Origin of the sequence: Oryzifoliimicrobium ureilyticum (genome assembly GCF_037199735.1) — a bacterium.
GTDB classification, from domain to species: Bacteria; Pseudomonadota; Alphaproteobacteria; order Rhizobiales; family Rhizobiaceae; genus Rhizobium; species Rhizobium ureilyticus.
This window is the reverse complement of the sequence record NZ_JBBBVQ010000024.1, coordinates 12,338-27,379: the sequence shown is the minus strand read 5'-3', so window position 1 is coordinate 27,379 and position 15,042 is coordinate 12,338. Positions and strand designations below refer to the sequence as shown.

At 54.5% G+C, this 15,042-nt stretch carries 8 protein-coding genes; 4 read left to right on the top strand and 4 right to left on the bottom strand.

Annotated elements, in window-relative coordinates:
• Positions 1-106: 106 nt before the first annotated feature.
• Positions 107-1,342 (top strand): pyridoxal phosphate-dependent aminotransferase, encoded by a 1,236-nt coding sequence (locus VQ830_RS24335; protein WP_337270757.1) that lies wholly within the window; start codon positions 107-109, stop codon positions 1,340-1,342.
• A gap of 30 nt (positions 1,343-1,372) precedes the next feature.
• Positions 1,373-4,420 (top strand): D-2-hydroxyglutarate dehydrogenase YdiJ, encoded by a 3,048-nt coding sequence (gene ydiJ / locus VQ830_RS24330; protein WP_337270756.1) that lies wholly within the window; start codon positions 1,373-1,375, stop codon positions 4,418-4,420.
• A gap of 300 nt (positions 4,421-4,720) precedes the next feature.
• Here ydiJ and VQ830_RS24325 read toward each other — a convergent pair whose 3' ends face one another.
• Together VQ830_RS24325 and VQ830_RS24320 are read right to left on the bottom strand one after the other, a co-directional pair.
• Complete coding sequence (locus VQ830_RS24325; protein WP_337270755.1) at positions 4,721-5,440, bottom strand: sugar transferase; 720 nt, start codon at positions 5,438-5,440, stop codon at positions 4,721-4,723.
• Between the two features lie 483 nt (positions 5,441-5,923).
• Positions 5,924-6,052: a hypothetical protein gene (locus tag VQ830_RS24320; protein WP_337270754.1), complete on the bottom strand. Its 129-nt coding sequence runs from the start codon at positions 6,050-6,052 to the stop codon at positions 5,924-5,926.
• Between the two features lie 219 nt (positions 6,053-6,271).
• Between VQ830_RS24320 and VQ830_RS24315 the strand changes: the two genes are divergently transcribed.
• Entirely contained in the window at positions 6,272-7,954 is a 1,683-nt protein-coding gene (locus VQ830_RS24315) for a M20/M25/M40 family metallo-hydrolase (protein WP_337270753.1), read from the top strand.
• Between the two features lie 272 nt (positions 7,955-8,226).
• Here VQ830_RS24315 and VQ830_RS24310 read toward each other — a convergent pair whose 3' ends face one another.
• The gene (locus VQ830_RS24310) at positions 8,227-10,734 is read right to left on the bottom strand and encodes a methyl-accepting chemotaxis protein (protein ID WP_337270752.1); all 2,508 of its coding nucleotides are present in this window, start codon (positions 10,732-10,734) and stop codon (positions 8,227-8,229) included.
• Between the two features lie 476 nt (positions 10,735-11,210).
• On the bottom strand, positions 11,211-12,332 hold the full coding sequence (locus tag VQ830_RS24305) for an SLBB domain-containing protein (RefSeq protein WP_337270751.1): 1,122 nt from the start codon (positions 12,330-12,332) through the stop codon (positions 11,211-11,213).
• Positions 12,333-13,060: 728 nt separating this feature from the next.
• Between VQ830_RS24305 and VQ830_RS24300 the strand changes: the two genes are divergently transcribed.
• A complete protein-coding gene (locus VQ830_RS24300) occupies positions 13,061-14,923 on the top strand; it encodes a putative bifunctional diguanylate cyclase/phosphodiesterase (protein ID WP_337270750.1) in 1,863 nt (620 codons plus the stop codon).
• Positions 14,924-15,042: the final 119 nt, after the last annotated feature.

Below are 15,042 nucleotides of genomic sequence, written 5' to 3'. Positions count from 1 at the left end.
AGGGCTCATTCCTTTTCCGCATCAACTTAGATTTAGAAGTCACAACACGCTCGGGACCGCGTCGGTTAGGTTGGAGATAAACCGAAATCACGCGACGAAGAGCCTCATGTCACCGATCCCATCTTCAAATTTATCAGAGTTCCGGTCCGCATCTCGCATTGCCACGATCGGCGTTTCGAAAATTCTGCAAATCGGCGCAAGGGCTGCAGCCATGAAGCGCGAAGGTCTGCCCGTTATCATACTGGGCGCCGGCGAGCCGGATTTCGATACGCCCTCAAACATTAAGGAAGCCGCAAAGACGGCAATCGATCGCGGCGAAACCAAATATACTGCGCTCGACGGTACACCGGAGCTGAAGAAGGCCATCGTCGGCAAGTTTCGGCGAGACAATAGTGTGGATTACGCTATCGACGAAATCACGGTCGCGACCGGCGCAAAGCAAATTCTCTTCAATGCGTTCATGGCAACGCTGAACGAAGGCGACGAGGTCGTGATTCCGACCCCTTACTGGACGTCTTATTCAGATATCATCGAGATGTGCGGCGGCGTGCCAGTTCTCGTTCCCTGCCAAGCCGACAAAGGCTTTCGCCTGCAAGCAGACGAATTGGATGCGGCAATTTCGCCAAAGACGCGTTGGGTGCTGCTGAACTCTCCATCGAACCCCTCCGGCGCAGCCTATAGCGCAGAACATTACGCCCCGCTGATCGACGTTTTGATGAAGCACCCGCATGTGTGGCTGATGGTGGATGATATGTATGAGCATATTGTCTATGACGACTTCAGGTTTGTTACACCTGTCGCTCTGGAGCCTCGTTTGAAAGAGCGCACGCTCACGATCAATGGGGTCTCGAAAGCCTATGCCATGACCGGATGGCGTATCGGCTATGCTGGCGGCCCAAAGGCACTGATCAAGGCCATGTCGGTCGTTCAAAGCCAAGCGACATCTTGTCCAAGCTCCATCAGCCAGGCGGCGGCCGTGGCTGCCTTGAATGGACCGCAGGATTTCCTTCGGCAGCGGCAGGAAAGCTTCAAGCGCCGGCGCGACCTCGTGGTAAATCGCCTCAACGAGATGGAAGGCCTGCAGTGCCGGACGCCGGAAGGCGCTTTTTACACCTTCGCGGACTGCGGCGGCGTCTTAGGCCGAACGACCCCAGGCGGAAAAGCACTTACGGCCGATCATGATTTTACCGATTATCTTCTAGAAGAAGCGCATGTCGCGGTGGTTCCTGGATCAGCCTTCGGACTATCGCCGTTCTTCCGAATCTCTTATGCAACATCAGAAGCGGAGTTAACCGAAGCTCTTGATCGCATCGAAGCGGCCTGCCTCGCGCTGCGCCCTTGATGTTCGTCAACCTCCCGATCAGGTGGGCCAATGATCCCCTATCTGCAGCCGCATTTTTCGGAGCCGGAAGTTCCTGCCGGCTTCTTCGAGCAGCTCGTCGAAGCCGGGTTCTCGGGCGATATTGAGACAGGTGCAGGGTCCCGCGCGGTCTTTGCGACGGACAATTCCATCTATCAGGTGGAACCGGCGGGGATCCTCTTTCCGAAGACCGTCGTGGATATCCAGATCGTCACCAGGATAATGGCGCAGGACGAGTTTCGACAGCTGACCATCACCGCGCGTGGTGGAGGAACAGGCACAAACGGACAAGCCCTGACACGCGGGATCGTAGTTGACTGTTCACGACACATGAACAAGATCCTCAAAATAGATCCTGTTCGGAAAGTTGCGCGCGTTGAGGCAGGCGTGGTCAAGGATCAGCTGAATCGCGCCCTTAAGCCTTACGGCCTTTTCTTCGCACCCGAGCTTTCTACGTCCAACCGCGCTACGGTCGGAGGCATGGTTTCGACGGACGCGTGCGGACAGGGCTCGTGCCTTTACGGCAAAACATCCAACCACGTACTCGGCCTTCGTATTATATTGGCGGACGGCACGGAATGGTGGTCGCGCCCACTCGACGAAGCCGCTCTGAAAACGGTTCTGAAACGCGAAGACCGGCTAGGCAACATCTATAGGACACTGACCGCTATAATTCGCGATAAGCAAGAGCGGATCGAAGAGGTCTTTCCACGCCTCAACCGCTATATGACCGGATATGATCTGGCGCATGTTAAGAGGCCAGATGGGCTCTTCGACCTCAACTCGATCCTCTGCGGATCGGAGGGTACGCTCGCTGTGATAACGGAAGCCGAACTCAATCTTCTTCCTCTTCCGAAATACGCAGCCCTCATCAACATCCGCTACGGCGACTTCAACGCCGCATTGGAGCACGCGCGCACCCTCGTTACCTTTGACATTGCCTCTGTCGAGACAGTGGACGAGAAAGTTCTCGGCCTCGCAAAGGGCGATATCGTTTGGCCTGCGATATCGCAGTTTTTTCCAGAAGACGGTCTGACAGCATCGAACGGCATCAACATTGCTGAAATCCTTGCGGATGACAAAGAGGAGCTTGACCGAAAGCTTGCCGAAATCGTTGAGATGTTAGGTTCCGGTCAAGGACGCGAGCATAATGGATATACGATCGCGAAGGCTGCCGGAGATATCGAAGCGATCTGGACCATGCGCAAGCGTGCGGTCGGCCTTCTCGGCAATGTCGATGGATCGGTCAGGCCTGTCCCTTTCGTGGAGGATACCGCAGTACCGCCCGAGAACCTTGCCGCCTATATTCGTGAGTTTCGAAACCTTCTTGATCGCGCCGGTCTGTCCTATGGAATGTTCGGCCATGTCGATGCCGGTGTCTTGCATGTGCGCCCGGCACTCGATCTTGCTCGCCAAGATCACAGTCTTCTCGTTCGAGAGATCACGGACGCCGTCGTAGCGCTCACCAAGAAATATGGTGGCGTTTTATGGGGTGAACACGGAAAGGGTGTTCGCTCTGAGTATACGCCGGAGTTTTTCGGAGACCTCTACCCATGTCTGGTCGACGTCAAGAGAAGCTTCGATCCGCACAACCGCCTCAACCCGGGCAAAATTGCATCGGTATCCGGCGGCGGGCTTCTCAAGATTGACGAGGTTCCGCTGCGTGGCGCTGTCGATAGGATCATCGGCGATGGGACACGCGCGGCCTATGACAATGCCGCCTACTGCAATGGCAATGGCGCATGCTTCGATTTTGATGAAAGCAGCCCCATGTGCCCGTCTTACAAGGCGACGCGCGACCGCCGGTTCTCGCCCAAGGGTCGCGCTACCCTGGTAAAGGAGTGGCTACGGCTTCTTGCTGACAAAGGTATCGATACGAGACTGGAAGCCTCTTGGCTAAACGCCAAAAGCAGCATCCTGTCGCTACCCGCCCGATTTTTGTCTTCATTCCACCCGGCCAATCGCAACGACTTCTCGCACGAGGTCAAGAACGCGATGGATACCTGTCTTGCCTGCAAGGCTTGTGCAGGTCAATGTCCCGTCAAAGTCAATGTCCCTGCCTTCCGGGCCAAGTTCCTGGAGCTTTATCACACACGCTATCTTCGACCGCTCAAGGACCCGATTGTCGCCCGTATTGAGACGCTACTTCCCTGGCTGTCGCGTATCCGGCCGGCTTATAATTTGTTTTGTTCGTCCGCCCTCGGCAAAACGACTATGCGACTTTTCGGGCTGACGGCCCTCCCGACGCTTGCATCTCGATCGCTCCGGCAGGAAGCGGCTCGAATGGGGATAAGGACGGCAACCAAGCCGCTTCTTGAAAACCTTTCTGCTGCGGAAAAGGAACAAGCCGTCGTTTTTGTCGTCGACGCCTTTACCGAGTTTTTTGATCCAGAAGTCGCATTAGCTGCGCTTCGTCTTGCGCGGAAGATGGGCCTGTCTCCATGGCTTGCGGCTTCTATGCCGAACGGCAAGGCCCTGCATGTGCACGGTTATCTCAAGAACTTCCAAAAGACAGCGGACAAAACGGCACGTTACCTGCAGGAAATTGCGACAACAGGTGTCCCACTCGTCGGTCTGGACCCCTCAATGACCTTGACCTTCAGAAGCGAATATCAATCCATCGCGGGAAAGCCACTGCAGGCAAAGGTACTCCTTGCACAGGAATGGCTGTCGCTACACTCATCTCAATTGTCCGGCAAATGGGCAGATGACAGCGAAAAGACCTATCACCTCATGCTACACTGCACAGAAAAGACGAACGCTCCAACGGCCCCGGCGGAGTGGAAGGCCGTCTTCAACTCATTGGGTATCGACCTTCACCTTTTGAATATCGGCTGCTGTGGCATGGCAGGAACTTTCGGCCATGAGGCACGCAACCGGAAGCTTTCAGAGAAAATCTACGCCATGAACTGGCAAGATCACGTGAAAACTCGTGAGGACGCTTCCATCATGATGGCCACAGGCTATTCATGTCGTTCGCAGGTTCATACGATAGAAGCGGTCAAACTCCCGCATCCACTGCAAGTCATCGACGCGCTCGCAATCAACAGGCAGAAGTGAGGTCAGAGCAACCAGATGGGCCGAGCCTTAGACTCGGGCCGCCAGTATCTTATTTTGTGGATCGTGGACTGCAGAAACTTGGGCACTGAGCCAACTTTACAAGTGCGTAAAGCCGCGGTGGGTGGATCCGGTAACCACCAACCGAAACTCATCAAAAGTCAGAGAACTGGTCCCGGCTATAGGCGGAGGAACGCCTGAAATGGCGACCCGTTTTTAGACCGCCCAAATCTGACCCCCCAAGTCCTGTCTGATAAAGGTGTATGCCGCCATTATCACCTTCACACCGGCTTGGTGAAGATCTTAGAAGCCTTGGCCGTCGAGAAGCTCAGATTTCAAAGTCCCAAGGATAATTTTGATATCAAGCAAGACGGAGAAGTTTTCGATATAATAAAGATCTGCCGCTATTCGAGCACGGGCTTTCGATGACCGGTCAGTCGGACCGCGCAGGCCGCGCATCTGCGCAAGCCCAGTCAGACCTGGGCGCACTGCATGACGGTAATGATATTCAGGAACTAGGTCCTCATAAAGCATGCCGCTGGCAAGCATTCCAATCGCATGGCACCGCGGGCCAACGAGCGACATATCGCCTCGCAGAACATTCCAGATCTGCGGAAGTTCATCGAGATTGGTGCGCCGAAGAAAAGCACCGACCTTTGTAATGCGGGGATCACCTCTAACCGTTTGGGCAACACCCGTTGGGTCGCCCAGATCGGCGCGCATCGACCTGAACTTCAAGACTTTGATTTGCTTGCCGTTCTTTCCCCAGCGCATTTGGGCGAACAGCGGAGAGCCCTTTGTCTCCAAGCGGATCATGGATGCGATAAAGACAAGAAGCGGAGCCAGCATCAGCAAGGCAGTTGCCGATATGACGATATCTATGGCGCGCTTGCAGCCGAATTGCCAACGCTTCGCCGAGATATCGAAAGTGCCATACGCACTTGGTGCCGGCAACGAGTGGGAGATGAGCCGCATTGTCGGAAATGTGCCGGCGGCGTCCTGATCATGCACTGCAGAATACACTGGGTACTCCATTCTGAATTGCATCTCACGCGCTTGGTTCATCGACATAAAAATAGAGACCGTGCTGTATCAATAATTGGGACACAAACAAAATTTACGAACCACGACCGCGGTTGGAGACTGCATAGATAATCCCAGCACCAATTGTGGACCATTCTAAGCAAATACTCGTCCGCAGGCTGCAAACCCTACAGAGCAGCAGAACATCATGGTAAGAGAAACGTTAAGTACTTATATAATTGAAAGGTATTATTAAGCAAGTGCATCGCCGCGTTTTCTGCTTCGTGATGAAACATTTTTTAGGAAAAACGGTCGTTTCGTTGCCTTTTATAAGAAATACAACTTAAAATTACTATCGCGAGATTATGGAGGCCCGATTCTCTTTTCTACAACTCCAGGATTGAAGGCCCCATGGGAGCGCGCTGGCTCCTGAGCCTGGAAATGACATTGCGAGCGCACTCAGAATCGCCCGCGACCCTTCGGCTAATGCGTACTTGCCGTCACTTGCGAGTCTACAGCCGAACCGCCCTGACCGATTACCCATCTGCCAGCGTGGATGAGGCCGCTCCACATGATCATGGAAACGGCAAGCGCCATCAGCAAATTCTTCATTCTCGAGCTCAAACCATTTTCCTCCACGTGTAGAAATCAAATTGCGTCAAGCGTTATGGGTGACATATTACCAATAGGCTTATGCTTTGCCGCCTTTGGAAAACGGTGTGAATCAAGCTTTAACGTCGACATGCGCGATGGCGGCTCGGTAAGGCGGGATGACAATCCCAAACGCGTGTTTTGGTAAACTCTTAGTCGCTATCAAAGGAGAAGAAGGTCGTGTCGCAGAACAGGAGCGCAGGTGACGGTGGTTTGACCGGCACGCATGATGGCGCATCGCGCGTTCTCAACCTTGCTCTTCAACTGACCTCGTGGCCCAGCGAAACTGGTTCCGAAGGCGAGGCACTCTTCGCGGAAAAGCTGTTTTCGCTTCTTTCGCAGATTCCTTACTTCCGGGATCATCCAGAAAACTTGAAACTTGTTGCCAGTCACGGCAGCCCCCTGACACACAGCGTCCTCGCTCTGGTGCGAGGCTCGGGAAGAAGCACCCTGGCACTGACAGGGCATTTTGACACGGTGTCTACCGAGAATTTCCATAAGTGGAAGTCTCTTGCCCGCGATAGCTTGAAGCTCCGCGATGTCATGATCGAGCACCTGCGCGCACAGCCAGAGCGCACGCCTCAGGAAAGCCAGACTCTGAATGATCTGCTGTCAGGAACTTTTCTGCCCGGACGCGGGATGCTGGACATGAAGAGTGGCGTTGCCGTCGCAATTGACTGTATCGAACGTTTTGCCGCCAATCCTCCGCCTGAGGGAAACCTGCTTCTGGTCCTGACGCCGGATGAGGAGCGCGAAAGCCGCGGTATGCGTTCTCTCAGAAATGCTCTACCGGCCCTAACGAGACACTTTCAGATTGACGTCGAAGGAGCGGTCAATCTCGACGTCACTTCGGATTACGGTGACGGAAATAAAGGACGCGCAGTCTATGCCGGAACGATTGGAAAATTGTTGCCATTCGCCATGGTGATTGGATGCCCATCCCATGCAAGTTACCCATTCGAAGGCGTTAGTGCCCAGCTTATTGCTTCGCGCATTATCGCGCGGATCGAAGCCAATCCCAATCTATCCGACAGAGATGACATTGACCTGTCCCCTCCTCCCATTTGTTTGGAGGCAAAAGATCTGAGAGACGGCTACGAGGTGACAACGCCGGAGCGTGTTTGGATTGCATTCAATTGGCTCTATCATTCGCTGACGGCGAAAGACCTCTTTGAGCGCTTTTCGCAGGAGGTTGGTCAAGCAGTGGAAGACGCCATCGATGAGATGGCAAGCCGCGCGAACCATTACGCGCGCCTCACGGGGCGCCAGTCTGCCCTCGGCAGCCCAAGGGCAAGAATTATCGACTTCAGCACACTCAAAAAAATGGCGGCAGAGCGACAGTCTGACAACTTCGATCGTCGTCTGGCCGATAAACAAGAAAAGGTCGCGAAAATCGATAATCCTCTTCTTGCATCGCGTCTCCTCACAGACTGGATGGTAGGTGAAGCAAAAGTCGAAGGGCCAAGCGTTGTGATCGGATTTTCCGGACTGCACTACCCGCCCAGTCGCTTGAAACGCGGCGAGAAAACCGATCAGCGTTTGATCGATGCGATTGATGGAGCGCGCGGGCAATTTGCCGATAGCGTGGACGAGGCGGTCTCTTGGCAGCCCTTTTTCCAGGGTATTTCCGATATGAGCTTTCTGGGTGTTGCGGCGGATACCGGAACGGTTGTGGCCGACAATACACCGATAGGCCGTTTGATCGACCAACCACCAGAAGACGCGCTCGCCTTTCCTGTCGTCAACCTGGGTCCATGGGGTCGCGAATTTCATCAGAAGTTCGAACGCGTTTATGCTCCCTACGCCTTTGAAACACTTCCTCGTCTCGTTGAAGAGATCGCCAGACGCTTCCTGTCTTCGTGATTCAACGTACCGTTCGACCGCTCAAGCGTGAACATACAAAGCTTCAGTCATTACCCTGGTGATCGGCATCGCGTCATCACGATGACAGCGATCACGGAACGCTCGTCGGGCACGCTTGAACAGGTAGCGGCACCCCAGGCTCCTCCGGGATACCGAGAGCGTCGCAGCCGAAATCGAAATAGCGGCACCTGTTTTCAAAGGCGCCGCGTCTCGCGATTGTAGCTAAGTCTGACCTTGGTCTCTGATCGTGACCGTTTGACCCGGCGAGTGTCTTATGACGCGAGGGCGTAGTGCATGCTCCTTGTGGGAACAGAGCGCCGCGTGGAGAACCGGGCGACCATCTGAGCCAGTCTTTCTGTCTCATGGACCAGACCTTGCGAAGCGGCAGTCGTTTCTTCGACCATGGCCGCATTCTGCTGGGTGACCTTATCCATCTCGTCCCCGGCGCTCGACACCTCGCGCAAGCTCGCAGCCTGTTCGCGGGCCGCCATGGCAATTTTGTCAATGATGGAGCTGATACCCACCACCTGCTCGCAGATTTCCTTGAGCGATACACCTGTTTCATCGACAAGCTTGACGCCGGTCGTAACCTGCGTGGTAGACGTCGAGATGAGTTCCTTGATCTCACGCGCCGCATTGGCCGATCTTTGAGCAAGTTCCCGCACTTCCTGAGCCACGACCGCAAATCCTTTGCCAGCCTCACCGGCGCGCGCTGCTTCAACGCCTGCATTAAGCGCAAGCAGATTCGTCTGGAAGGCGATTTCATCGATGACGCCGATGATATTGCCGATCTTTTCCGACGATTGTTGAATCTCGCTCATGGCCCCAATCGCACGTTCAACGACAATACCGCCGTTCTCCGCATGCGTCTTGGTCAGCGCGACGGTTTTTTGAGCATGACTTGCGCCATCGGCTGTGCTGTTAATGCCATTGGTTACGTCGCCAAGAGCAGCAACCGTTTCTTCCAAGGACGCCGCCTGTTGCTCCGTGCGCCGGGCAAGATCGTTTGACGCACTTGAAATCTCTGACAGTCCGGACTGGATAGTCCCGACGCTTAGGATAACCGCATCTATCGCCTCTTCGAGGGTAGAAACGGCGCTGTTGAAATGATCTCTGATCCTGCCGAACCGGGGATCCACTTCGCCAATTCGCGCGGTGAGATCGCCTTTCGCGAGCGCGTCCAGACCAAGCGAAATCTGCCCGAATGCCTGCTCCATCGCTTGTGCTTCAGTAAGGCGCTCAGCTTCACGCTCGAGCCGTAACACTTCGGCTTGCCGCCTCTCCCGCTCGGCATCAGCTTCTGCGGTCAGCCGTGCGCGATCGTTTTCCTGGAAGACCTGGAGAGCGCCGATCATCTCGCCGATCTCATTTTCGGTCTTCGGAAGCTTAAGTTGCGCACCGGATTCGCCTCTGGCGAGCCGCGCCATCGCCTGAGCGACCTCGACCATGGGACGAGCAACAGATCGAACCATGAAAAGCGCAATCGTCATTGCAAGAACAAGGCTGAAGAGACCAGCGCCCCACATCCATGAGGTCCCGCGGTTTCCTTGCGTTTCGGACCGTGTGGCAATTTCGCCTGCTATTTTTACGATACCTTCGGTAACACTCTGGGAGGTTGAGACAACCAGAGAGGCCTGCTTGTCAAACGTTGCCAAGTTTGTCTTCATGGCGTCGAAGGTGCTGTTCAACTGGGCAAGGCTGGCTGTCATGTCGTTGCCAGAGGTCTTCGCCAGCATCGTTCCCAGGGCTTCAGCCTTTTTCAAACCGGCGGTGACCGCGGCTGCAGCCTCATCTGAGGGCTGGATATGAAAACGCTCGACTTGGACAAGGGTGTCTTTCAGGACATTGCTGAAATTTCGCGCCGTACCAGAAACGATACGCGCCTTGGACCGTGCCTTGTCCTTTTCGCTTTTAGAAGCCAGTTCTGTCTCTGCGGATTTACGCAGCGCCTCATCTAATTTTTGCGAGGCCTTGGAAATGCGGTTGAAGATGGCAAAATCCTGGGTCGAAGCCAAAGATGCTCCGTTGTCTTGAGCAATTGCCTTTTGAATGTCCGCAAAGGCGCTCGCCAATTCGCTGACGATAGGCTGGATATCCGGCGTGCTGCCAAGCTTCACAATTTCCGTCAGGCCAGCCTGAGCTCGGGCCATCGGCTCGGTGATCTGATCGCCCGAAACTTGGCCGCCCTGTCCTGACGCTTTAACCAAAGCAAGCTCGACCGCATTGATCCCATCTGCGAACTTGCTCTCATTCTGGATGAGAACGCGGATCGTATTCAGCGTGACAAGAGCCGTATTGGAATTGGTTTCGGCCTGATTGGCGATATCTTGTGCGCTCTTTTCCGCCTGATCGGCAGAAGTAAGGAGTGTCGCCGTTGCGTCTCTCAACGCGATACCGGCTTTTTGAACGGCATCTTGTGAAGCGGCAAGCGCTTTGATGGAATTCGACATCATCGCGATACCATCGGAAAGCTGCGATCTCTCACTCGCAGACAGAGCAAGGGAGCTCAGCGTGGACTGGGCCATATCAAGCGCACTGGTCGCATCCTCGATATGCTTCGGCTCTTTACTCACGAGATACTGGATCATCGCGCCTTCGGCCTTGTTCGCGCCAATGAGAACACGGGAAGTGTCGACCGTTTGGGAGACGGCCCCCGTCAAGCTACTGATCCCACGGATCCCGACGAACGCCACCAACAGAACTGATATGAGCAACAAGGCCATTCCGCTTGAGGTTCGAAAACCTATGGACTTCACCTTCTTGGACATCTTCATACTCATACCTCTTCCCTTGCAGAGCGAACTCGCCGGAGTGCGCGCACCACAAACTAGGCGAAATGAATAAAAAACTGCTTAAATGGAAAGTCATCATTGGCAGATCTGTGGTGTTTGCCGATCTGCGTAAATGACAAGTTTAGCTTGAAGATCTGTAAGCTTACACGAGGCGGTTGAACGAAGAGAACCCTTGGTTCAGCATGAGGTCGACTAATGTGATTCTTCGTTAAACAGGCGGACAGGCCGATTGGATGAGAGCGCAGTAAATAAGCCGGTTAGAACGCGCCGCGCCTTTACGCCACGCGCTCAATCATTTGGATGAAGATGCGAGGAACGTGAAATTTCCAGGCGGGCAAACTCTTTGGCCACCCTCGACCTTATAGTGATACAGGTTGCTTGCCTGAAGCGTAACGACATCAAATCGACGTCGTTTCATTGAGCCGCGACAAGCAGCCGGCGTATCGAAGATGCATGAAGTGCTGTTAGTTCGCAGCTCCTGGAAGAGGAGCAGCTGCCGTTGGTGGGCTCTTTTGGAACACCGTCAGAAGCTTGGCGGAATCGACCAATGGCGCGTTGGTTGCATAAATCACGTCGCCCTTTTGCATCTGGAACATCTGCATGAGAGCGATGCTGGACGCGTCCTTCATATTGACATGATAGATAACCGGTCGCACTGCGCCTGGCACACCCGAAGGCACGTTGCCGACAGTTCGCACGGGTACAGGCTGGTTGCGGAAAATATAGACATTGCGCGCATCGGCGCGGTCATCCAGCAGACCGCCGGCACGCCCAACGGCTTGGGCAAGCGTCAGCTTGCCGGTTTCAAACTGAAATTCGCCGGAACTTTTGAAGGCTCCTAACGCCGTATAGCTCGCAGAAGCGCCATCAACCATTACCTGATCGTCCGGTGCAAGGCGAATATTCTGTTTGTCTTCTCTCATGATGCGATCAAGCCCAGCGCTTGCACGCTGGCTTCCGCGCACCACAGTGACGGTTGCCGCATCGGGGGCAACGGTCGGGCCCCCTGCCTGGTTGATAACGTCCAGAACCCGCTCCTGGCGAGCGGTCAACGGTACTTTGCCCGGAGACTTCACTGCACCGCTCAGCATTACAGCACTGGTCGGCCGATCGACGACGGTAACGACGGCCTGTGGGTTGACTGCAGAGCCCTTCAGACCAGCGACGACCCGGTTTTGCAATCCTTCCGGCGTGGAATCGATCACACGCTGCTTGCCGACGAACGGCATGGTCACGCTGCCCGACTGATCCACCGTAAACCGCCCGAGATTCAGGGTCTTGCTCTGGGTCGATGAAAACAGCCCTTCTTCACCAGTATCAAGCACGGTCACGTCAAAGACGTCTCCGCGCCGAAGCTTTTGAGCATTATAGCCGCCGCGCAGTACAGCCAGCCCGGGTGAAGTATCGTTGAGAGAGGTCGAGGCTGCCGGCATTCCGCCGGGTGCATTGGCAAGTTCAATGACAGGAATGCGTTCATTGGTGCGGGGAAGCGTCGCAGAGCGGATGCTTCCAGCCGTGGGACCGTCCGACGGCTTGGCGCAACCTGCCAGAAGCGCCAAAAGAAGGACCGAAACCACTTTTTTCATCCACTTCCCCCGCCAATAGAATCGCTCGCACGCAGAGATAGCACCAAGGGATGACAGTTCAACAATCTTCGCCATGAATTTGACATACTGCCGCAAGGATTTACAACCTGTGGCGAAATCGCAACCCTTTAGCACATTCTTAAGTGTGCTTTCGAGGAATGATCAAGCTTATTTACTAAAAGCCATTCAGCCGCGTGCGCGCATCTGGCTACTTCACCTTCCCGATCAAGTACAGTTTCCGGATACCGTATGATGTCACGGGCGCCATGCTGACCATTAGCCTATGAAATCGCTGAACAAGAACCGCTTGCGCATTACTTATTTCAAGCCTGGCAGCGAAGGAACGGCCTTTCATCCAGCGGTCGTTCCCGGCTTCTAAAGCAGCATCACGGTCGGGTCCTCAGCCATACTATATCAATCTTGTTGCTCCAGGTTGTACTGAGTGGCGCTACTCGGTTGAGAAAATCGACATCATCATGGTTATGAGCTTTAACGAGCGATGAAATCCTGGAGACTCAAGTCCCTGGCAAAGTGTTCGAATTGTCCGAAGAGATAAACTGAGCGGTACTATAAATCTTTTTTTAGAGCTTGCTGACTATACTGTCGATCCAAGTCAGGAGTTTAAATTGTATTCTGCGTTCGAAAGTTTGAGGCGTTTGCTCTCGGTTCCTACGGGCAACCCGCGCCTGAACCGAGCACAGTACCAGGCTTTTTCTCGGCAATTGCCGATGATGTACATCATCCTGCTGACCAGCACACTCGCGTTGGCGGCAACGCATGTGCGCTACGCACCGACATGGCTCACCATCTGGATCCCGGCAGGGCTGACCCTGGTCGCGGCAAGTCGAATATTTTACTGGTGGAGATCGCGTGAGTGCGAACTCGAGGAAGCCGAAGTGCTTTCGGCGTTGCGTTTCACCAACGTATTGGCGGTTATTATCGCGGTATCCTTCACGACGTGGTCACTGACGCTTTATAGCTACAGCAGCGACGGCTACACTCGATCGCATGTCGCCTTTTACATGGCCATAACGGTCATTTCTTGTATTTTTTGCCTGATGCATCTTCGTTCGGCAGCGATCATCGTCACGGCAATCGTCAACGGCGCATTCATCATTTTCTTTTTCGCGAGCGGCTTTCCAACGCTGATAGCCATTGCCGTGAATATAGCGCTGGTCAGCTTCAGCATGCTGATGATCCTCAGCGTCAACTATCGCAATTTCGAGCGCATGATCATTGCGCAGCAGCAAACCGAAGCGCTGAGCGACGAGAATCTGCGATTGGCGAATATGGACAGTCTTACCTCGCTTCCCAATCGGCGTGCGCTGTTTCTCCGTCTGGAAAAGTCCTTGGCCGGAAAGTCGGATAAAAAGCCCGCCTCGGTCGCGCTTGGCATCATAGATCTGGATGGGTTTAAGGCTGTCAACGATCTGTACGGCCACTCGATGGGAGATCGCCTGCTGGTCGAGGTTGGCAAACGTTTAACGAATCTAGAACTGCCGTTCGAAGTCTTCGTTGCCCGGCTTGGCGGAGATGAATTCGCTTTGATATCCGAAGCGGTGGCGACAAGCGCATTGATCGAGTGCGGGGAGACAATTTGCGCGGCGCTGAGAAGGCCCTTTTCCCTTCCCGAAGGCACCGTAATTATAGCCGGGTCATTGGGCATTGCCGTTTACCCGGAAATGGCCTCGTCCGCTGACGAGTTGTTCGACCGCGCCGATTACGCTCTTTATCACAGCAAGCGCAACAAACGCGGCAACCTCGTACTTTTCAATGAAGCCCATGATGCCGAACTGCGTCGCGAGGCGCGGATCGAACAGGCTCTCAAGCTTGCCGATCTCGAGAGCGAATTAAGTGTCGTGTTCCAACCTATCTTTGATGTCAATCTTGATAGAACGGTTTGCTTCGAGGCCCTTGCGCGGTGGAACAGCCCAATTGTGGGGCCCGTCTCGCCGGCCGACTTTATTCCGATAGCCGAGCGTGCCGGGATCGTGAGCGGCCTGACCAAACCGCTGCTTCGAAAAGCTCTGGCTGCTGCGTGCAAATGGCCGAACCACATGCAATTGTCATTCAATCTCTCCGCGCATGACATTAACAGCGCAGAAGCGGTCATTGGCCTCATCGGCATTATCGAAGCCAGCGGTTTCGACGCGAAGCGGCTACATCTTGAAATCACCGAAACTTCCTTCATCCACGACTTTAATCACGTCGAAGAATCGGTGCGGCTTTTGCGCCTTCTCGGGTGCGGCCTCATGCTGGACGATTTCGGCACCGGTTATTCCAGCTTGACCTCGCTTCACCTATTACCGCTCACCAAGATCAAAATCGATCGCAGTTTCATCAAGAATCTGCAAGCAGGTTCATCGAGCTACAAGATCATTAAATCTTTATTGGCTTTAAGCCGTGAAATGGGAATTGGCTGCATCGTCGAGGGCGTGGAATCCTCGGAGCAGCTCGAACTTCTGAGACGCCTTGGAGTGTCCCAGATACAAGGTTATTTTTACTCCCCTCCCGTTCCGGCAGATAAGCTAGACGCCTTCATGGTGCCGCCAAGGCCTTATGAATTCCTGGACGGTGGAGTGAGCGTCTAGACCTGCCGACGCGGCGTGATAACGACACCCGGCCGCTCACGTCATGATATTTTGATGATCAACTTGAGGCCCTGCTGGTGCGCTGGACAGCGCGCACTCCACTGAAGCACGTCCAACGA

Excerpts from the sequence above, each read along its gene's own strand:
- VQ830_RS24335 (WP_337270757.1), top strand. The coding sequence starts at position 107 with ATGTCACCGATCCCATCTTCAAATTTATCAGAGTTCCGGTCCGCATCT.
- ydiJ (WP_337270756.1), top strand. The coding sequence starts at position 1,373 with ATGATCCCCTATCTGCAGCCGCATTTTTCGGAGCCGGAAGTTCCTGCC.
- VQ830_RS24320 (WP_337270754.1), bottom strand. The coding sequence starts at position 6,052 with ATGAAGAATTTGCTGATGGCGCTTGCCGTTTCCATGATCATGTGGAGC.
- VQ830_RS24310 (WP_337270752.1), bottom strand. The coding sequence starts at position 10,734 with ATGAGTATGAAGATGTCCAAGAAGGTGAAGTCCATAGGTTTTCGAACC.
- VQ830_RS24305 (WP_337270751.1), bottom strand. The coding sequence starts at position 12,332 with ATGAAAAAAGTGGTTTCGGTCCTTCTTTTGGCGCTTCTGGCAGGTTGC.
- VQ830_RS24300 (WP_337270750.1), top strand. The coding sequence starts at position 13,061 with ATGATGTACATCATCCTGCTGACCAGCACACTCGCGTTGGCGGCAACG.